The sequence below is a fragment of the Saccharopolyspora flava genome (assembly GCF_900116135.1).
Taxonomy (GTDB): domain Bacteria; phylum Actinomycetota; class Actinomycetes; order Mycobacteriales; family Pseudonocardiaceae; genus Saccharopolyspora; species Saccharopolyspora flava.
The window spans coordinates 35,343-54,061 of sequence record NZ_FOZX01000014.1; the positions used below are offsets into that span (position 1 = coordinate 35,343).

Annotated in this window: 18 protein-coding genes; 14 read left to right on the forward strand and 4 right to left on the reverse strand. The window is 71.5% G+C overall.

The features are described from left to right. The first annotated feature begins 19 nt into the window (after window positions 1-19). The 3 genes from aroB to BM424_RS26700 are packed head-to-tail and all read left to right on the forward strand — an operon-like array spanning window position 20 to window position 2,999. Window positions 20-1,129 carry a 3-dehydroquinate synthase gene (gene aroB / locus BM424_RS26690; RefSeq protein ID WP_093423630.1) on the forward strand — a complete coding sequence of 370 codons (1,110 nt, stop codon included), beginning with the start codon at window positions 20-22 and terminating at the stop codon, window positions 1,127-1,129. Continuing rightward, window positions 1,126-1,560: a type II 3-dehydroquinate dehydratase gene (gene aroQ, locus BM424_RS26695; protein ID WP_093423633.1), complete on the forward strand. Its 435-nt coding sequence runs from the start codon at window positions 1,126-1,128 to the stop codon at window positions 1,558-1,560. Before aroB ends, aroQ begins: the two co-directional genes overlap by 4 nt. After that, window positions 1,560-2,999 carry a glycoside hydrolase family protein gene (locus BM424_RS26700; RefSeq protein WP_245776159.1) on the forward strand — a complete coding sequence of 480 codons (1,440 nt, stop codon included), beginning with the start codon at window positions 1,560-1,562 and terminating at the stop codon, window positions 2,997-2,999. The genes aroQ and BM424_RS26700 overlap by 1 nt, the downstream gene beginning before the upstream one ends. A gap of 124 nt (window positions 3,000-3,123) precedes the next feature. Here the strand turns inward: BM424_RS26700 and BM424_RS26705 are convergent, their stop codons facing one another. Together BM424_RS26705 and BM424_RS26710 are read right to left on the reverse strand one after the other, a co-directional pair. Beyond that, on the reverse strand, window positions 3,124-3,813 hold the full coding sequence (locus tag BM424_RS26705; RefSeq protein WP_093423635.1) for a DUF4232 domain-containing protein: 690 nt from the start codon (window positions 3,811-3,813) through the stop codon (window positions 3,124-3,126). Between the two features lie 99 nt (window positions 3,814-3,912). After that, a complete protein-coding gene (locus BM424_RS26710) occupies window positions 3,913-4,854 on the reverse strand; it encodes a GlxA family transcriptional regulator (RefSeq protein ID WP_093423878.1) in 942 nt (313 codons plus the stop codon). A gap of 71 nt (window positions 4,855-4,925) precedes the next feature. On the opposite strand from BM424_RS26710, the gene BM424_RS26715 reads away from it, so the two are divergent. Both BM424_RS26715 and BM424_RS26720 read left to right on the forward strand, forming a co-directional pair. Beyond that, window positions 4,926-6,218 (forward strand): MFS transporter, encoded by a 1,293-nt coding sequence (locus BM424_RS26715; RefSeq protein ID WP_093423638.1) that lies wholly within the window; start codon window positions 4,926-4,928, stop codon window positions 6,216-6,218. 200 nt (window positions 6,219-6,418) lie between these two features. Further along, entirely contained in the window at window positions 6,419-7,114 is a 696-nt protein-coding gene (locus BM424_RS26720; RefSeq protein ID WP_093423640.1) for a spermidine synthase, read from the forward strand. Here the strand turns inward: BM424_RS26720 and BM424_RS26725 are convergent. Beyond that, the gene (locus BM424_RS26725) at window positions 7,058-7,576 is read right to left on the reverse strand and encodes a methylated-DNA--[protein]-cysteine S-methyltransferase (protein WP_093423643.1); all 519 of its coding nucleotides are present in this window, start codon (window positions 7,574-7,576) and stop codon (window positions 7,058-7,060) included. The genes BM424_RS26720 and BM424_RS26725 overlap by 57 nt on opposite strands. Before the next feature lie 180 nt (window positions 7,577-7,756). On the opposite strand from BM424_RS26725, the gene BM424_RS26730 reads away from it, so the two are divergent. The 3 genes from BM424_RS26730 to nusB all read left to right on the forward strand — a co-directional run bounded on the left by BM424_RS26730 (window position 7,757) and on the right by nusB (window position 9,956). Then, window positions 7,757-8,854 carry a M24 family metallopeptidase gene (locus BM424_RS26730; protein ID WP_093423645.1) on the forward strand — a complete coding sequence of 366 codons (1,098 nt, stop codon included), beginning with the start codon at window positions 7,757-7,759 and terminating at the stop codon, window positions 8,852-8,854. An 83-nt stretch (window positions 8,855-8,937) separates the two neighbouring features. Further along, window positions 8,938-9,504: an elongation factor P gene (efp, locus tag BM424_RS26735; protein WP_093423648.1), complete on the forward strand. Its 567-nt coding sequence runs from the start codon at window positions 8,938-8,940 to the stop codon at window positions 9,502-9,504. Further along, window positions 9,501-9,956, forward strand: a complete 456-nt coding sequence (gene nusB, locus BM424_RS26740) for a transcription antitermination factor NusB (RefSeq protein WP_093423650.1) — start codon at window positions 9,501-9,503, stop codon at window positions 9,954-9,956. Before efp ends, nusB begins: the two co-directional genes overlap by 4 nt. A 202-nt stretch (window positions 9,957-10,158) precedes the next feature. Here nusB and bldD read toward each other — a convergent pair whose 3' ends face one another. Further along, window positions 10,159-10,647 carry a transcriptional regulator BldD gene (gene bldD, locus BM424_RS26745; RefSeq protein WP_010311046.1) on the reverse strand — a complete coding sequence of 163 codons (489 nt, stop codon included), beginning with the start codon at window positions 10,645-10,647 and terminating at the stop codon, window positions 10,159-10,161. A 288-nt stretch (window positions 10,648-10,935) separates the two neighbouring features. Here bldD and pyrR point away from each other — a divergent pair, with 288 nt between their 5' ends. From pyrR to carB, 6 genes are read left to right on the forward strand one after another with little or no spacing between them, the layout of a single operon-like run. Then, window positions 10,936-11,541, forward strand: a complete 606-nt coding sequence (gene pyrR / locus BM424_RS26750) for a bifunctional pyr operon transcriptional regulator/uracil phosphoribosyltransferase PyrR (protein ID WP_093423653.1) — start codon at window positions 10,936-10,938, stop codon at window positions 11,539-11,541. After that, entirely contained in the window at window positions 11,541-12,473 is a 933-nt protein-coding gene (locus tag BM424_RS26755) for an aspartate carbamoyltransferase catalytic subunit (RefSeq protein ID WP_093423655.1), read from the forward strand. Before pyrR ends, BM424_RS26755 begins: the two co-directional genes overlap by 1 nt. Further along, window positions 12,470-13,768, forward strand: a complete 1,299-nt coding sequence (locus BM424_RS26760; RefSeq protein WP_093423658.1) for a dihydroorotase — start codon at window positions 12,470-12,472, stop codon at window positions 13,766-13,768. Before BM424_RS26755 ends, BM424_RS26760 begins: the two co-directional genes overlap by 4 nt. Beyond that, window positions 13,768-14,286, forward strand: coding sequence for a PH-like domain-containing protein (locus BM424_RS26765; protein ID WP_093423660.1), 519 nt, complete (start codon window positions 13,768-13,770; stop codon window positions 14,284-14,286). The genes BM424_RS26760 and BM424_RS26765 overlap by 1 nt, the downstream gene beginning before the upstream one ends. After that, on the forward strand, window positions 14,283-15,404 hold the full coding sequence (gene carA, locus BM424_RS26770) for a glutamine-hydrolyzing carbamoyl-phosphate synthase small subunit (protein WP_093423663.1): 1,122 nt from the start codon (window positions 14,283-14,285) through the stop codon (window positions 15,402-15,404). The genes BM424_RS26765 and carA overlap by 4 nt, the downstream gene beginning before the upstream one ends. Continuing rightward, window positions 15,404-18,718 carry a carbamoyl-phosphate synthase large subunit gene (gene carB, locus BM424_RS26775; protein ID WP_093423665.1) on the forward strand — a complete coding sequence of 1,105 codons (3,315 nt, stop codon included), beginning with the start codon at window positions 15,404-15,406 and terminating at the stop codon, window positions 18,716-18,718. The genes carA and carB overlap by 1 nt, the downstream gene beginning before the upstream one ends. Window position 18,719 lies beyond the last annotated feature (1 nt).

The window sequence follows — 18,719 nt, forward strand, 5'->3', positions numbered from 1 at the left end:
ACCTGCCGAAGGGACGAGGATGACCGAGCCGGTTCGGATCAGCGTGAACGGCCAGCAGCCCTACGACGTGGTCGTGGGGCGGGGGCTGCTCGGTGAGCTGGTGGAATTCCTGGCCGGCGCGTCGAGCGTCGCGCTGGTGCACCAGCCCACGATCACCGCCACCATCGAGGCGGTCCGCGAGGAGCTGACCGAGGCCGGCATCGACGCGCACCGGGTCGAGATCCCCGACGCCGAGGACGGCAAGAGCCTCCAGGTCGCCGGGTTCTGCTGGGAGGTGCTCGGCAAGATCGGCATGGACCGCGACGGCGTCGTGGTGTCCTTCGGCGGCGGCGCGGTCACCGACCTGGGCGGGTTCGTCGCGGGCACCTGGATGCGCGGCGTGAAGGCCGTGCACGTGCCGACGACCCTGCTGGGCATGGTCGACGCCGCGGTCGGCGGCAAGGCAGGCATCAACACCGAGGCGGGCAAGAACCTGGTGGGCCTGTTCCACGAGCCGAGCCTGGTGCTGTGCGACCTGGCGACGCTGGAAGGCCTGCCGCGCAACGAACTCCTGGCCGGGATGGCCGAGGTCGTCAAGGCCGGGTTCATCGCCGACCCGGAGATCCTGCGGCTGGTCGAGGCCGACGCGGACACCGCCACCGACCCGGCCGGGGACGTGCTGGCGGAGCTGGTGCGCCGGTCCATCCAGGTCAAGGCCGACGTGGTCTCGTCGGACCTCAAGGAGTCGCACCTGCGCGAGGTCCTCAACTACGGCCACACCCTGGCCCACGCCATCGAGCGCCGCGAGCGCTACCGCTGGCGCCACGGCGCGGCGGTCAGCGTCGGCCTGGTCTTCGCCGCCGAACTCGCCCGGCTGGCGGGGCGTCTCGACGACGAGACCGCCGACCGGCACAAGCGCATCCTCGACCTGCTGGGTCTGCCCACCAGCTACGACCCGGACGCCCTGGGGTCGCTGATGGAGGGCATGAAGGCCGACAAGAAGAACCGCTCCGGCATGCTGCGGTTCGTGGTGCTCGACGGGCTGGCCAAGCCGGAGCGGCTGGAGGGCCCGGACCCGTCGCTGATCGCCGCCGCCTACTCGGCGATCACCGGCGGTGAGAGCAGGTCGAGCACGGAGGTGCTGCTGTGAAGGTCCTCGTCCTCAACGGCCCGAACCTGGGTCGTCTCGGCACGCGCGAGCCGTCGGTCTACGGCAGCACCAGCTACGCCGATCTGGTGGCGCTGTGCGAGCAGGCCGGTCGCGATCTCGGCGTCGAGGTCGAGGTGCGGCAGACCGACCACGAGGGCGAGATGGTCGGCTGGCTGCACGAGGCCGCCGACGCGTCCTGGCCGGTGGTGCTCAACGCGGGCGCGTGGACGCACTACTCGATCGCGGTGCGCGACGCCGCCTCGCAGCTGACCGCCGACCTGGTCGAGCTGCACATCTCCAACGTGCACAAGCGGGAACCGTTCCGGCACACCAGCTACCTGTCCGACATCGCGACCGCGGTGATGGCCGGGCTGGGCGTGGCCGGGTACCCGCTGGCGATCCGCTGGCTGGCCGAGAAGCCGGGGCGGTAGTGCGCGGTCGCCTGCCGTGGGCCCTGGTCGCGGTCGGGCTGCTGGCGGGCTGCACGGAGGTCGAGGGCAGCCCGGTGGTGCAGGTCGCCGAGCAGCGCAAGCCCGTTCCGATGCCAGTGGAGCTGAAAACCGGTGCCGCGCGGTCGAGTCCGGGCGTGGTGGCGGCCGGTGGGCTGCCCGCGCCGTACAACTACGGGCCGTCGGTGCTGGCCGAGGACGGCGGGTATCGGGCGTGGTGGTGCAGCCAGCTGCCGGGAGTGGGTCCCGCGGGCGATGACGTCCTGCACGCCTCGGCGGCCTCGCCGGACGGTCCGTTCGGGCCCGCCACGCCGGTGTTCTCCGGTGAGCCGGGGCGCTTCGACGGGATGCACACCTGCGATCCGTCGGTGCTGCACGTCGACGGCCGCTACTACCTGTACTACACGGGCGCGGCCGGGGATCACGCGCACGGCAACACGATCGGCGTGGCGACCAGCGCCGACGGCCTGACGTGGACGCGCGGCGCTGCGCCGATCGTGACGGCGGCAGGCGAGGTCGCGCGCCCCAACGTCTACGGCGCCGGGCAGCCCTCGGCGCTGTTCCTCGACGGGTGGTTCTACCTGCTGTTCACCGACACCACGGCCCGGGGCGCGGGCTGGAACGGTGCCGGGCAGTTCGTGCTCCGGTCGCGAGACCCGTTGTTCGGCAAGGGGGTTGAGGCGCTCACCGAGCGCGGGTTCGAGCCGGCCGGTGCCGGGCGTACGCGGTCGGTGGTCGACGCGTTCAGCGCGGACTGGGCGTACTCGCCGACGCTGGACGCCTTCGCCATCGCGCACCAGACCGAGGCGGGGACTCAGATCACGTTCTGGGACACGGGTTTCACCCGGCACCCCTACCAGCCGGTGACGATCCCCGGCCCGTGGCAGGAAGGTCCGGGGCTGGTGCGCGACGGGAGCGGGCGATTACGTCCGTCCACATCGGACCCGTGCGAGAGCGTCCCGCTGGACGTCCTGCGCGCCACCGCGCTGGCCCCGTCGCCCACGGACATCCGCCACTTCGGCCTCGACATCACCAGCGCCGGTGCCTGCGCGGATCCGGCCCGCGCGGCGAAGGCGCTCGACGGCTTCGCGGTCCCGTCCCCGGTCCGCACCGTCGACCTCGTCCACGACGGCGCGAGGGTCCGCTTCGAACGCCGCTCCACGGCCGAAACCCTCGCCACCGCAGTCCTCGACGACCGCCCGGACTCCCTGGACCCGCTCCCGGTGACAGCCGAAATCCCCTCCGGCGCCCCGGCTCTGCGCTCCCCGGACGGCGACATCGCCCTCCTCGACACCCGAGGCCGCCTCTGGAAGGTCACCCCGGCCACGGCCGCGGCGAACACCTCCCAGATCACCAGCGTCACCCCGGCGGCGTGGGCGGCCCGTCCGGTGGCCGGGGATCTGCGTCCCGCCTCCCCTTGACGAGTTTCGGGGCCGTGGGGCAGTTTTTGCTGAAACTGCCCCATGATCATGTCCGTTTTGCCTGGACAATTCTGGCAAAAACTGTCCGTTGGTGACGCACCGACCCCCGAGACCCGAAGGCCTCTCAGGAGGGGGTTCCCTCCTGGAGGGTTTGTACGGTGAGGAACTTGTTGGGGGCTTCTGCGTTGCTGCAGGCCGTGACGGTGAGGGGGACGAAGACCGAGTCGTACTCCTGGGGTGGGTAGATGCGGAAGCCGCGGGCCTCCTGGGGTTGGCAGGTGGCTTCGTCGTAGTTCTCCGGGCGCGGGGCCGCGATCGGGGCCCACGCCTGAGCGCCGGGGTTGAGGGTGATGGCCGGGCCCTTGTCGCCGGAGCGGTCCGCGGGCTTGCCGATCTGGTGGCCGTCGTCGCCGCCGACGTACGAGACGCCGGGGAAGCCCTGGATCTCGCAGGTGCGGTGGCCGGTGTTGGTGAACTGCAGCGCCTGGTGCACGGTCCCAGCGGCCGAGTCGACGTACTGTACCGTCACGGCCAGATCCGCGACCTTGCACAGCGTCGACGCGGGCTGTTCCTCCGGCGATTCGGTCTCGGTGGACGGGGTCTCGTCGGAGTCGGAGTCGCTGGACTCGGCCTCGCCGGACTCCGTCTCCGTCGGCCCGGACTGCTCCGAACCGGTCTGGGCCTGCGTCGTCTCCGGTGCGGCGTCGTTGACCACGGTGCCGGACGCCCTCGAAGCCCCGTCGTCGTCGCAGGCGCTCAGCCCCGCGGCCAGCAGCGCTGCGGTCGCCGCCACGATGATCCTCGTCCGAGTCATGACTCTCGCCCCTCTCAGTCGAACCCCCAGCGGGTCGCTCTCTCACCTGAGAAGACGCCCATCCGCCCGCGAGGTTGCTTCGGTCGTGAGCGGAGGTAACTAGTTCTGGTGGAAGGTCCTCCGATAGGCGGCCGGTCCGATGCCGAGCTTGGCCCGCAGGTGCTTGCGCAGCGACGTCGCCGTGCTCAGCCCGGACCGCACCGCGACCTCCTCGATCGGCAGGTCGGTGCGCTCCAACAGGTGCCGCGCGTGCTCGATGCGCTGCCCGAGCAGCCAGTCCAGCGGCGAGGTCCCGGCCTCCTCCCGGAACCGCCGGGTGAAGGTCCGCACGCTCATCCCCGCGTGCGCCGCGATGCCCTCCAGCGTCAGCGGCTCGGCGAGCCGGTGCAGCATCCACTCCCGCGTCGGGGCGGTGCCGAGGCCGCCGGGGGAGGGCAGCGGTCGTTCGATGAACTGCGACTGCCCGCCGTCGCGCCAGGGCGGGACGACGTTGCGCCGCGCCGCGCGATTGGCGATCTCGCTGCCGTGGTCGGAGCGGATCACGTGCAGGCACAGGTCGATCCCGGCGGCCACGCCCGCGGAGGTCAGCACGTCGCCGTCGTCCACGAACAGCAGATCCGGGTGCAGTTCGACCTGCGGGAACATCTCGCGGAACCGCTCGGCGTGCGCCCAGTGCGTGGTGACCGGGCGCCCGTCGAGCAGGCCCGCGGCGGCCAGCACGAAGGCCCCGGTGCAGATCGACATGATCCGCGTCCCCTCGGGCAGCCCGCGCAGGTAGTCGGTGACCTCGGGGTCCTCGGTGAAGTCGTCGGTGTCGACGCCGGGCACGATCACCGTGTCCGGCACGCCCACCGCGTCCACGCCGCACTCGGGCAGCACCGAGAAACCCCTGGTCGTGGGCAGCGGGCCGCCGTCGATGCTGCACACCGTCACGTCGTAGAGCTCGCCCTGCGGCCCCGAGGTGCCCGCGAAGACCTGCGGCGGGATGGCCAGGTCGAACCCGACGACGGTCCGCACGCCCAGCACTGCGATTCGATGCATGGCCGGATCTTCCCACATGTTGTCCCTCCGGCCACTGGTTCGGAGATCCCGGTGCGATCAGGCTGATCGGCATGGTTCGAGTGCTGCGGGTGCACCCCGCTTGGTCGGTCGCCGCCGTCGCGTTCGTCGCGCTGATGGGGGCCGCCGCGTTCCGGTCCGCGCCCGGTGTCCTGATGGATCCGCTGCACCGGGAGTTCGGGTGGTCGCACGGGTTGATCTCGGTGGCGGTGTCGCTGAACCTGCTGCTGTTCGGCCTGACCGCCCCGTTCGCGGCGGCGCTGATGGAGCGCTTCGGGATCCGCCGGGTCACCGTCGCCGCGCTGCTGCTGGTGGGCGCGGGTAGCGGGCTGACGGTGCTGATGACCGAGCCGTGGCAGCTGATCGTGTGCTGGGGTCTGCTCGTCGGGCTCGGCACCGGGTCGATGGCGCTGGCGTTCGTGTCCACGGTGGTCGACCGCTGGTTCGTGGCGCGGCGAGGCCTGGTCAGCGGGGTGCTCACCGCGGCCAGCGCGACCGGGCAGCTGGTGTTCCTGCCGGTGGAGGCGGCGCTGGTGGAGGGCTGGGGCTGGCGCGCGGCGTCGCTGACCATCACCGCCGCCGCGCTGCTGGTCGCGCTCCTCGTGCGGCTCGTGATGCGTGAGCACCCGCGCGACGCGGGCACGTCCGCCTACGGCGCGACCGGCGACGAGCCGGAACCCGCGCGGGAGCGGGGAAATCCCGCGCTGCTGGCGGTCAGGGCGCTGGCCGGTGCCGCGCGCAACCCGGTTTTCTGGTTGCTGGCGGGCGGTTTCGCGATCTGCGGGGCCAGCACCAACGGTCTGGTCAACACGCACTTCGTGCCCGCCGCGCACGACCACGGGATGCCCACCACCACGGCCGCCGGATTGCTCGCGATCATCGGGGTCTTCGACGTGCTGGGAACGGTCGCGTCGGGCTACCTCACCGACAAGATCAACCCGCGCGTCCTGCTCGCCGTCTACTACACGCTGCGCGGGGTGTCGCTGTTCGTGCTGCCGCAGCTGTTCGCACCGGAGCCGGGCGTGGAGATGGTGCTGTTCGTCGTCTTCTACGGCCTGGACTGGGTCGCGACGGTGCCGCCGACGATGGCGCTGTGCCGGGAGCACTTCGAGGAGAAGGCGCCGGTGGTGTTCGGCTGGGTCTTCGCCTCGCACCAGGTGGGCGCGGCGGCCGTCGCCGGCGGGGCCGGGCTGATCCGCGACGTGTTCGGCGACTACGCGGTCGCCTGGTACGGATCGGGTGCGCTCTGCCTGCTGGCGACGGCCTTCTCCGTATCGATCCGGAGAAACACCCGCAGGAGCTCCGGCGAGGACCGGGGCGCGAATCCGGCCCGGGCGGGCTCCTGAGGCACGCACCAGTGTGCGAGCGCGCCCGAGATCGGCCAAGCGGCCGAAGCGACGCGCCCCCGCTGCGCCGGTCGGCTCAGCGGGGGCGTGACCGGCGCGTTCACGTCGCGACACCGGCCGAGGATCGTTTCAGGAGCGCTGACCTGCGAAATTGCCAGTTGGATCCGGCGGCTGGGAACGGTCGCGGTAGTCTCCGGGCCATGTCTGAGGTTCTCGCCCGTGCGGTCGGCGAGCGCGGTGAGCTCGTGCTGATGCGCCGCGACGACGCGCTGGAACTGCGGGTCAACGGCGTGTTCGTGATGGACACCGCGCACACCGAGACCGAGCGCCTGCTGGCCGCCACCACCCTGGGCGGGCTCGACCGCGGCGACGGGCTCCGGGTGCTCATCGGCGGTCTCGGGCTCGGCTTCACCCTCCGCGAGGTGCTGGCCGACGCGCGCGTCACCGAGGCGCACGTGGTCGAGATCGAACCGGACCTGCTGGACTGGCACCGCGCCGGACTGGTCCCCGGCACCGCGGCGGCGCTGGCCGACGAGCGGGTGCGGGTCACCGTCGGCGACGTCGCCGAGGTCCTCGACGCCGAACCGGACGGCCGCTGCGACGTGCTGCTGCTCGACGTCGACAACGGCCCGGACTTCCTGGTGTACCAGGAGAACTCGGCCCTCTACGACTCGCCGTTCCTGCGCCGCTGCCGCGACAAGCTGGCCGAGGGCGGGACGCTGGCGGTGTGGTCGGCCGACACCTCACCCGATCTGCTCGCCGCGATGCGGGAGGTCTTCGGCGACGCCGAGGAGCTGGCGATCCCGGTGACCCTGGGGCAGCGGGAGACGACCTACCACCTATTCGTCGCCCATCAGGTCCAGCTCCAGCAGGCTGGGTTCCAGGATTCCCTCTAGCACCAGCAGCTTCCGCTTGGCCTCCAGCCCGGGGCCGAAGCCGCCGAGCCCGCCGCCGGAGGCCAGCACCCGGTGGCACGGCACGATCAGCGGCACCGGGTTGGAACCCATGATCGTGCCGACCGCGCGGGAGGCCTCGGGTCTGCCGGACAGCTCCGCGAGCCCCTTGTAGCTGACGGTCTCGCCGAAGGGCACCTGCTCCAGCAGCGTGCGGAGCACGTGCGCGCGCAGCCCGTCCAGGCCGGTCCAGTCGATCGGGAGCCGGAACTCCTTGCGCCGCCCCGAGAAGTACTCGCCGAGCTGCCCGGTCGCCTCCTCGGCGAGCCCGCCGGGCCCGGCGCCCGGGAACTCGGCCAGCGCGACGTCGGGGCCGGCGAAGGCCACGTGCCGCACGCCGGTGCCGGAGGCCACGGCGGTGATCTCCCCGACCGGCCCCGACACGGTGCTCCACGTCAGCTCCACGACCCCACCCTAGCGGCCGCCACCGACAGTCCCGGCGAGTGCGCGAAGATCCGCTCACCTGCGGGTTTCCGCGTTCCCGAGTTGCACGGCCCCGGTGCGGGGCGCAAGGTCCTGGCGGCTTTCAGCAAACGGCCGCTCGACGCGGGTCGCTCCGCTGCCCTGGGGGTTAGGCTCCGAAACATGTCCGAAACGCACGCCCATCGACGAGACGCGCTCCGCAGCCTCCTGCGGGAGCGGGACCTGGACGCCCTGCTGGTGACCGACCTGCTCAACATCCGCTACCTGACGGGGTTCACCGGGTCCAACGCCGCGCTGGTGGTGCACGCCGGCGACGAGAACCGCACGGTGTTCTGCACCGACGGCCGCTACCTCACCCAGGCCGAGGAGCAGGTCCCGGACCTGGAGCGCGTGATCGACCGGGCGAGCGACGTGACGCTGGCGCAGCGCCTCGGCGAGGAGGTCGGCGTCTACCGGCGGGTCGGCTTCGAGTCCCAGCACGTCACCGTCGACAACCGCGACGTGCTCGACGACGCGGCGGGCAAGTCCGAGCTGGTGCGCGCCCCGGGCCTGGTCGAGGACCTGCGGCTGATCAAGGACGAGACCGAGATCGACGCGCTGCGGATGGCCTGCGCCGCCGCCGACCGCGCGCTGGCCGATCTCATCGAGCACGGCGGCCTGCGCCCCGGCCGCACCGAGCTGGAGGTCGCCCGCGACCTGGAGGCCCGGATGCTGGACAACGGCGCCGCCGGGCCCTCGTTCGACACGATCGTCGCCGCGGGCGCCAACTCCGCCGTCCCGCACCACCGGCCCACCGACGCGGTCCTGACCACCGGCGACTTCGTCAAGATGGACTTCGGCGCCCTGGTCGACGGCTACCACTCGGACATGACCCGCACGGTCGTGCTCGGCAAGGCCGCCGACTGGCAGCGCGACGTCTACGAGCTCGTCCGCGCCTCGCAGGCCGCCGGACGAGCGGCGGTCAAGGCCGGTACCGAGGTCAGCGAGGTCGACACCGCGGCGCGTCAGGTGATCACCGACGCGGGGCACGGGGAGCGGTTCCTGCACGGCTTGGGACACGGCGTGGGCCTCGAGATCCACGAGGCGCCCACGTTGTCGCAGCGCGGGGACGGTAGAATCGCCGAGAGGATGGCGGTCACCGTCGAGCCTGGCGTCTACCTGGCCGGGCAGGGCGGGGTCCGTATCGAGGACACACTGGTCGTGCGTCCAGGCACGCCGGAGCTCCTCACCCTGACGACCAAAGAGCTCGTCGAAGTCTGACGCACGACGGGTGCGCGGAACTTCGCCGGAGCCCCGCTGCGGCCCGGCGCAACACCAAGCCATCACCACAGGAGAACCCCCACGTGGCTTCCACGAACGACCTGAAGAACGGACTGGTGCTCAACCTCGACGGCCAGCTGTGGTCCGTCGTCAACTTCCAGCACGTCAAGCCCGGCAAGGGCGGCGCCTTCGTCCGCACCACCCTCAAGAACGTGCTCTCCGGCAAGGTCGTCGACAAGACCTTCAACGCCGGGGTGAAGGTGGACACCGCCAACGTCGACCGCCGCGAGATGACCTACCTGTACTACGACGGCAACGACTACGTCTTCATGGAGCCGGACACCTACGAGCAGGTCAGCGTGTCCGCCGACGTCGTCGGTGACGCCGCGAACTACATGCTGGAGAACAGCCAGGTCGTCGTCGCCCGGCACGAGGACGCGCCGCTGTACGTCGAGCTGCCCGCCTCGGTGGAGCTCGTCGTCGAGCACACCGACCCGGGCCTGCAGGGCGACCGCTCCACCGGCGGCACCAAGCCGGCGAAGCTGGAGACCGGTGCCGAGATCCAGGTGCCGCTGTTCCTCAACACCGGTGACAAGGTCAAGGTCGACCCGCGCGACGGCCGGTACCTCAGCCGCGTCAACTCCAAATGAGCGGCTCGCGCAGCAAGGCTCGTAAGCGCGCGGTCGACTTCCTCTACGAGGCCGACCTGCGCGAGACCGACGCCGTCACGCTCATGTCCGACCGGATCGGCGGGCCCGAGACCCCGCCGGTGCCGGACTACACGATCATCCTGGTCGAGGGCGTGACCGAGAACCGGGAGCGGATCGACGAGCTGCTCACCCAGCACATCGAGGGCTGGACGCTCTCGCGGATGCCGGTCGTGGACCGCGCGGTGCTGCGGCTGGGCCTCTACGAGCTGCTGTGGTGCCCGAAGGGCGACGTGCCGCCGGTGGTGGCCGTCGACGAGGCGGTGGAGCTGGCCAGGGCCCTGTCCACCGACGACTCGCCGCGCTTCGTCAACGGCGTCCTCGGCCGCCTCGCCGGCATCCGGGACCGCTTGCGCAAGACCCTCCCGAAGCAGGAGGGGACTCCGGTCGACTGACCACGAGCCGCGAAGAGGGGCACCTGCCGACGGCGGGTGCCCCTCTTCGCGCGCTCACCCGATCGGCGGTAGGCCGCCGTTGCCCAGAGCGAGCACCGGTCGATCGCGTCTGCGGCCGATCGGGTGATGGGCTGAAAAGCCCAGGGGCACCCGTCGCGGCGTCGCCGCTGGGTGCCCCGGTCCGCTTCTTATCGGTGTGGTGTCACTCCTCGCGGGCAGGGCGCGCCTCAGGGGGAAGCACACCCCAGTCGATGAGCTGCTCGGTGAGCTCGCCCGGCGTCATGTCGTAGATGATCGCCAGGGAACGCAGGTCTTCGGTGCGGATGGACAGCACCTTGCCGTTGTAGTCACCGCGCTGGCTCTGGATCGTGGCCGCGTAGCGGGCCAGCGGACCCACCTTCTCCGCAGGTAGTTGCTGCAGGCGCTCCAGGTTGATCACAACCTTGGTGGCCGGCTCCGCGCCGGAAGGCACGCGGCCCTCGGGCAGCAGCTCCGCGACCGGCACGCCGTAGAAATCGGCGAGCTCGGCCAGCTTCTGCACGGTCACCGCGCGGTCGCCTCGCTCGTAGGACCCGACGACCACGGCCTTCCACCGTCCGCCAGACTTCTGCTCGACGCCGTGCAGCGACAGACCCTGCTGCTGGCGGATAGCGCGGAGTTTGCTGCCCAGCGCCTTGGCGTAGTCGCCCATGTGGCGTTTCTCCGTTCGTTCGCCCCGTCAGCCGATAACGGCGACCGGGGAGCAAAGCTCAGATCGATACGGAGAGTAATGTTCGCTCGCGAGCGTCACCAGGTCAAGTTGGTCTTCGGTGCCGATGTGGCGAGGACCAACACACCACCCGGTCGATTGACCCGTTGTCGCTGATAGCGTACGGGTCAGCCCGGTGATGCGCAGGTTCATCCCGAACCCGGATTGCGGGGCAGCTCACACACCATCCTTTAAGGACCCGTCCAGTGAGGCGGAGAAGGAGGTCGCACCGTGGCGTCTCGCCATCAGGCGAGCGCGGCGGAACCGGCAGGGCAGCGGGAGCTGCTTTCCGCCGGTGACGTTGCGCGCACGATAGCCCGCATCGCGCACCAGATCATCGAGAAGACCGCGCTGGACAGCTCCGACGAGCCGGTCGTGCTGCTGGGCGTCCCGACCAGGGGAACGCCGCTGGCCAGGAGGCTGGCCGACAAGATCAGCGAGTTCAGCGGGGTGACGGTGCCGGTCGGCACCCTCGACATCACGCTCTTCCGCGACGACCTGCGCACCCAGCCCAACCGGCCGCTGGAGCCCACCAACCTCCCGCCCGGGGGCCTGGACGGCAAGCTGGTCGTGCTCGTCGACGACGTGCTCTTCTCCGGCCGCACCGTGCGCGCCGCCCTCGACGCCCTGCGCGACCAGGGCCGTCCCCGCTCGGTCCAGCTGGCCGTGCTGGTCGACCGGGGCCACCGCGAGCTGCCGATCCGCGCGGACTACGTCGGCAAGAACATCCCGACCTCCCGCAGCGAGGACGTGGCCGTGCAGCTGTCCGAAACGGACGGCGAGGACCGCGTGGTGATCCACAAGGCACAGGAGCCCCGGGAACAGGAGGAGGTGTGATGCGTCACCTGCTGTCCACTGAGGGCCTTCCCGCCGCCGACGCGACCGCCGTGCTCGACACCGCCGACACGCTCAAGCAGACGCTGCTGGGGCGCGAGGTGAAGAAGCTGCCGACGTTGCGCGGGCGCACCGTGGTGACGCTGTTCTACGAGAACTCCACCCGGACCAGGGTGTCCTTCGAGGTCGCCGGCAAGTGGATGAGCGCCGACGTGATCAACGTGTCGGCGTCGAGCTCCTCGGTCGGCAAGGGCGAGTCCCTCCGGGACACCGCGCTGACCCTGTCGGCCGCGGGCGCCGACTGCGTGATCATCCGGCACCCGGCCTCGGGCGCCGCGCACCGGCTCGCGGAGTGGCTGGAGGCCGACGGCACCCAGGTCGTCAACGCGGGCGACGGGATGCACGAGCACCCCACCCAGGCCCTGTTGGACGCGGCGACCCTGCGCGAGCGCCTGGGGGACGTCTCAGGGCGCCGCATCGGCATCGTGGGCGACCTGCTGCACAGCCGCGTCGCGCGGTCCAACGTGCACCTGCTGCGGACGCTGGGCGCCGAGGTGACGCTCATCGCGCCGCCCACGCTGGTGCCGACCGGCATCGAGCACTGGGGCGCCGAGGTGCGCCACGAGCTCGACCCGGAGCTGCCCGGCCTGGACGCGGTCATGCTGCTGCGGGTGCAGGCCGAGCGGATGCACGGCGGGTTCTTCCCGTCGGCCCGCGAGTACTCGATCGCCTACGGCCTCAACGAGAAGCGGCTGGCGAAGCTGCCCGAGCACGCGGTCGTGCTGCACCCGGGCCCGATGCTGCGCGGCATGGAGATCGCGCCGTCGGTCGCCGACTCGCCGCGCGCCGCCATCACCCAGCAGGTCGGCAACGGCGTGCACGTGCGGATGGCGGTGCTCTACCACCTGCTCGCCGGAGAGGAGCTCGCCGCATGACGCGAGTGCTGCTGAAGGACGTCCGACCCTACGGCGAGGGCGAGCCGGTCGACGTGCTCGTCGCCGACGGCGTGATCGCCGATATCGGCGCGAACCTCTCCGCCGACGCCGACGAGATCGTCCAGGGCTCCGGCGCCGTGGCGCTGCCGGGCTTCGTGGACCTGCACACCCACCTGCGCGAGCCGGGCCGGGAGGACGCCGAGACGATCGAGACCGGCTCGAAGGCCGCCGCGCTGGGCGGCTACACCGCCGTGTTCGCGATGGCCAACACCGACCCGGTCGCCGACAACGCGGTGATCGTCGAGCACGTGTGGCGCCGGGGCCGCGAGGTCGGCCTGGTCGACGTGCACCCGGTCGGCGCGGTCACCGTCGGGCTGGCGGGGGAGAAGCTCGCCGAGCTGGGCACCATGCGGCACTCCGCGGCCGAGGTGCGGGTCTTCTCCGACGACGGCAAGTGCGTGCACGACCCGCTGATCATGCGCCGCGCGCTGGAGTACACCCGCTCGTTCGGCGGGCTGGTCGCCCAGCACGCCGAGGAGCCGCGGCTGACCGTCGGCGCGCAGGCCCACGAGGGCCCCAACGCCGCCCGGCTGGGCCTGGCCGGCTGGCCCGCCCCGGCCGAGGAGTCGATCGTGGCGCGGGACTGCCTGCTGGCCGCGCACACCGGCGGCACGCTGCACGTCTGCCACGTCTCCACCGAGGGCACCGCCGAGCTGCTGCGGTTCTTCAAGGGCCGCGACACCGGCGGCTCGGTGTCGGCCGAGGTGACCCCGCACCACCTGCTGCTCACCGACGAGCGGCTGGCGACCTACGACCCGGTCAACAAGGTCAACCCGCCGCTGCGCACCGACGACGACGCCCTGGCGCTGCGCCGGGCGCTGGCCGACGGGACCGTGGACTGCGTGGCCACCGACCACGCCCCGCACGCCGCCCAGGACAAGGACTGCGAGTGGTCCGCGGCCAAGCCGGGCATGCTCGGGCTGCAGACCGCGCTGGGCATCGTGACGCGGACGATGGTGCGCTCGGGCCTGCTGGACTGGCGCGGGGTCGCGCGGGTGCTCTCCGAGCGGCCCGCCGAGATCGCCGGCCTGGCCGACCAGGGGCGGCCGATCGCCGTCGGCGAACCGGCCAACCTGGCGCTGGTGGACCCGGACGCCGAGTGGACGGTGCGCGCCGCCGAGCTCGCCAGCCTGGGCCAGAACTCCCCCTTCGAAGGGATGCGGCTGCCCGGACGGGTCGTCGCGACGCTGCTGCGCGGTGCGATCACCGCGCACGAGGGCAAGGTGAGGCGCTGATGGAACGCACGCTGTGGGTGCTGGCGCTCGCCGCGTTGGCGGCGCTGGTGTTCTTCGGGATGCGACGCGGCTGGCTGGCCCGGGCCCGACGACAGGAGGCCGAGCTGCCTCCGTTCCCGGAGCGGCCGGCCGACCCCGGCGCCGAGACCCTCGCCCCCGCCACCGGCATGTACATCGGCACGACCAAGGCCGACGACTGGCAGGACCGGATCGCGGTCGGCGACATCGGGCACCGCGCCAACGGCACCGCGCACCTGCACGCGACCGGTCTGCTGATCGAGCGCGACGGCGCCTCGGCGGTGTGGATCCCCGCCGCGTCCGTGGTGGACGCGCGGCTGGACCACAAGCTGGCCAACAAGGTCGTGCCCGGCGCCGGTCTCGTGGTGGTGACCTGGCGACTCGGCGATCAGCTGCTGGACACCGGATTCCGCGGCGACGACAAGCAAGCACAGACCGAGTGGGCCGAGGCGATTCGCGCCCTTCCCGCTCAGACTTCGAATCAGTCGGAGGACAAATGACCGCGCACACCCCGGCCGCGCTGGTGCTGGAGGACGGCCGGATCTTCCGCGGGGAGGCCTACGGCAAGGTGGGCCGCACCCTCGGTGAGGTCGTGTTCACCACCGGCATGACCGGCTACCAGGAGACGCTGACCGACCCGTCGTACCACCGCCAGATCGTGGTGCAGACGGCGCCGCAGATCGGCAACACCGGCTGGAACGACGAGGACGACGAGTCCGACAAGATCTGGGTCGCCGGCTACGCCGTGCGCGACCCCGCCCGCCGGCCGTCGAACTGGCGCTCCACCCGCAGCCTCGACGACGAGCTCACCCGGCAGGACGTCGTCGGCATCTCCGGGATCGACACCCGCACCCTGACCCGCCACGTGCGGGAGCTGGGCGCGATGCGCGGCGGCATCTTCTCGGGACCGGAGCTGGCCTCCGACGAGCAGATGGTGGCCGCGGTGAAGGACTCCTCGGGCATGGTCGGCGCGTCCCTGGCGGGCGACGTCACCACCGCCTCGACCTACGTGATCCCGGCCGAGGGCCAGAAGCGGTTCACGGTGGCCGCGCTGGACATGGGCATCAAGGCGAACACGCCGCGGATGATGGCCCAGCGGGGCATCGAGATCCACGTGATGCCGCTGGCGTCCACGATGGACGAGATCCTGGAGATCGCGCCGGACGGGCTGTTCCTGTCCAACGGTCCCGGCGACCCGGCGACCACCGACGCGCAGGTCGAGCTGACCCGCCAGGCCCTGGACCGCAAGCTGCCGCTGTTCGGCATCTGCTTCGGCAACCAGGTGCTTGGCCGCGCGCTGGGCCGCGGCACCTACAAGCTGCAGTACGGCCACCGCGGCATCAACATCCCGGTCATCGACCAGGAGACCGGCAAGGTCGCGATCACCGCGCAGAACCACGGTTTCGCCGTGGAGGGCGAGCCGGGCGAGGAGTTCTCCACCGACTTCGGCCGCGCGATCGTGTCCCACCACTGCGCCAACGACGGCGCCGTCGAAGGCCTGCGGCTGCTGGACGGCCCCGCCTTCTCCGTGCAGTACCACCCCGAGGCGGCAGCGGGTCCGCACGACGCCGCGCCCCTGTTCGACAAGTTCGTTGATCTGATGAGCGAGGCCCGGTAATGCCCAAGCGGACTGATATCAAGCACGTTCTGGTCATCGGTTCCGGGCCGATCGTCATCGGTCAGGCCTGCGAGTTCGACTACTCCGGCACCCAGGCGTGCCGGGTGCTGCGGGAGGAGGGCATCCGCGTCTCGCTGGTGAACTCCAACCCGGCGACGATCATGACCGACCCGGAGTTCGCCGACGCCACCTACATCGAGCCGATCACGCCCGAGTTCGTCGAGAAGGTCATCGACGCCGAGCGGCCGGACGCGATCCTGGCGACCCTGGGCGGCCAGACCGCGCTGAACACGGCGATCGCGCTGCACGAGCGCGGCGTGCTGGACAAGTACGGCGTGGAGCTCATCGGCGCCGACGTCGACGCGATCCAGCGCGGCGAGGACCGGCAGATGTTCAAGGACATCGTGCGCTCGGTCGGCGGCGAGGTGCCCTCGTCGAAGGTCTGCAAGTCGATGGACGACGTGCGCTCGTTCGTCGAGACCTCGGGTCTGCCGGTGGTCATCCGGCCCAGCTTCACCATGGGCGGCCTGGGTTCCGGCATGGCGCACACCCGCGAGGACCTGGAGCGGATGGCCTCCTTCGGCCTGGCCGAGTCCCCGGTGCACGAGGTGCTCATCGAGGAGAGCGTGCTCGGCTGGAAGGAGTACGAGCTGGAGCTCATGCGCGACCGCAACGACAACGTGGTCGTCATCTGCTCCATCGAGAACGTCGACCCGATGGGCGTGCACACCGGTGACTCGGTGACCGTGGCGCCGTCGATGACGCTGACCGACCGCGAGTACCAGCACATGCGCAACGTCGGCATCGAGGTGCTGCGCGAGGTCGGCGTGGAGACCGGCGGCTGCAACATCCAGTTCGCCATCCACCCCGAGACCGGCCGGATGGTCGTCATCGAGATGAACCCGCGGGTGTCGCGGTCCTCGGCGCTGGCGTCGAAGGCGACCGGGTTCCCGATCGCCAAGATCGCCGCGAAGCTGGCGGTGGGCTACTCGCTCGACGAGATCCAGAACGACATCACCGGCGAGACCCCGGCGTCGTTCGAGCCCACCCTGGACTACGTGGTCGTCAAGGTGCCGCGGTTCGCCTTCGAGAAGTTCCCGGGCGCCGACACCGAGCTGACCACGACGATGAAGAGCGTCGGCGAGGCGATGGCCGTGGGCCGCAGCTTCTCCGAGGCGATGGGCAAGGCCCTGCGGTCGATGGAGACCAAGGCCGTCGGCTTCTGGACCAAGGCGGACCCCGACGACGCCACCCTCCAGTCCACTCTGGACGAACTGCGCACCGCGCACGACGGCCGGATCTACACTGCGGAGCGGGCGCTGCGCTTCGGCGCCACCGTCGAGCAGGTGCACGAGGCCTCCGGCATCGACCCGTGGTTCGTCGACCAGATCGCGGCGTGGGTGGAGCTGCGGCGCGAGATCGTCGACGCCCCGGTGCTCGACGCCCACCTGCTGCGGGTCGCCAAGCGCGCGGGCCTGTCGGACCGCCAGATCGCCGCGCTGCGCCCGGAGCTGGCCGGTGAGGACGGGGTGCGCGCGCTGCGGCACCGCCTCGGCGTGCGGCCGGTGTACAAGACCGTCGACACCTGCGCCGCCGAGTTCGCGGCCCAGACGCCGTACCACTACTCGGCCTACGAGTCCGACCCCGCCGCGGAGTCGGAGGTCGCCGAGCAGCGCGAGAAGCCGAAGGTGATCATCCTCGGCTCGGGCCCGAACCGCATCGGCCAGGGCATCGAGTTCGACTACTCGTGCGTGCACGCGGCCATGGCGCTGCGCGACGCCGGGTACGAGACCGTGATGGTCAACTGCAACCCGGAGACCGTCTCCACCGACTACGACACCTCGGACCGGCTGTACTTCGAGCCGCTGACCTTCGAGGACGTCCTGGAGGTCGTGCACTCCGAGCAGAACTCCGGCACGGTCGCCGGCGTGATCGTGCAGCTGGGCGGCCAGACCCCGCTGGGCCTGGCGCAGCGGCTCGCCGACGCGGGCGTGCCGGTCGTGGGCACCCCGCCGGAGGCCATCCACCTCGCCGAGGAGCGCGGCGCCTTCGGCGACGTGCTGGTCGCGGCCGGTCTTCCCGCGCCGCAGTACGGCACGGCGACCTCGTTCGAGGGGGCCAAGCGCATCGCCGACGACATCGGCTACCCGGTGCTGGTGCGCCCGTCCTACGTGCTGGGCGGTCGCGGCATGGAGATCGTCTACGACGAGGCGTCGCTGGAGAACTACATCGCCCGCGCCACCGAGGTCACCCCGGAGCACCCGGTGCTGGTGGACAAGTTCCTCGACGACGCCATCGAGATCGACGTGGACGCGCTGTGCGACGGCACCGAGATCTACCTGGGCGGCGTGATGGAGCACATCGAGGAGGCCGGCATCCACTCCGGCGACTCGGCGTGCGCGCTGCCGCCGATCACCCTGGGCCGCCAGGACATCGAGATGGTGCGCCGCTCCACCGAGGCCATCGCCCGCGGTGTCGGCGTGCGCGGCCTGCTCAACGTGCAGTACGCGCTCAAGGACGACGTGCTCTACGTGCTGGAGGCCAACCCGCGCGCCTCCCGGACGGTGCCGTTCGTCTCCAAGGCCACGGCCGCGCCGCTGGCCAAGGCCGCCTCGCGGATCATGCTGGGCACCAAGATCTCCGAGCTGCGCGCCGAGGGGATGCTGCCCGCCGAGGGCGACGGCGCGGACCTGCCGGTGGAGGCGCCGGTGGCGGTCAAGGAGGCGGTCCTGCCGTTCCACCGCTTCCGCACCCGCGAGGGCGCCGGGGTGGACTCGCTGCTCGGGCCGGAGATGAAGTCGACCGGTGAGGTCATGGGCATCGACACCTCGTTCGGCCAGGCCTTCGCCAAGTCGCAGGCCGGTGCCTACGGGTCGCTGCCGACCTCCGGCAAGGTGTTCGTCTCGGTGGCCAACCGGGACAAGCGCTCGCTGGTGTTCCCGGTCAAGCGGCTGGCCGATCTCGGGTTCGAGATCCTCGCGACCCAGGGCACGGCCGAGGTGTTGCGGCGCAACGGCATCACCTCCACGGTGGTCGCCAAGCACACCGAGTCGGTCGAGGGCGAACGCGACGTCGTCGACCTGATCAAGGCGGGCGAGGTCGACATGATCATCAACACCCCGTACGGCAACCCGGGTCCGCGGGTCGACGGCTACGAGATCCGCACGGCCGCGGTCTCCCGCGACGTCCCGTGCATCACCACCGTGCAGGGCGCGGCGGCGGCCGTGCAGGGCATCGAGGCCGCGATCGGCGGCAACATCGGCGTCCGGCCGCTGCAGGCCCTGCAGACCGCGCTGCGCCAGGGCGGTGAGTGAC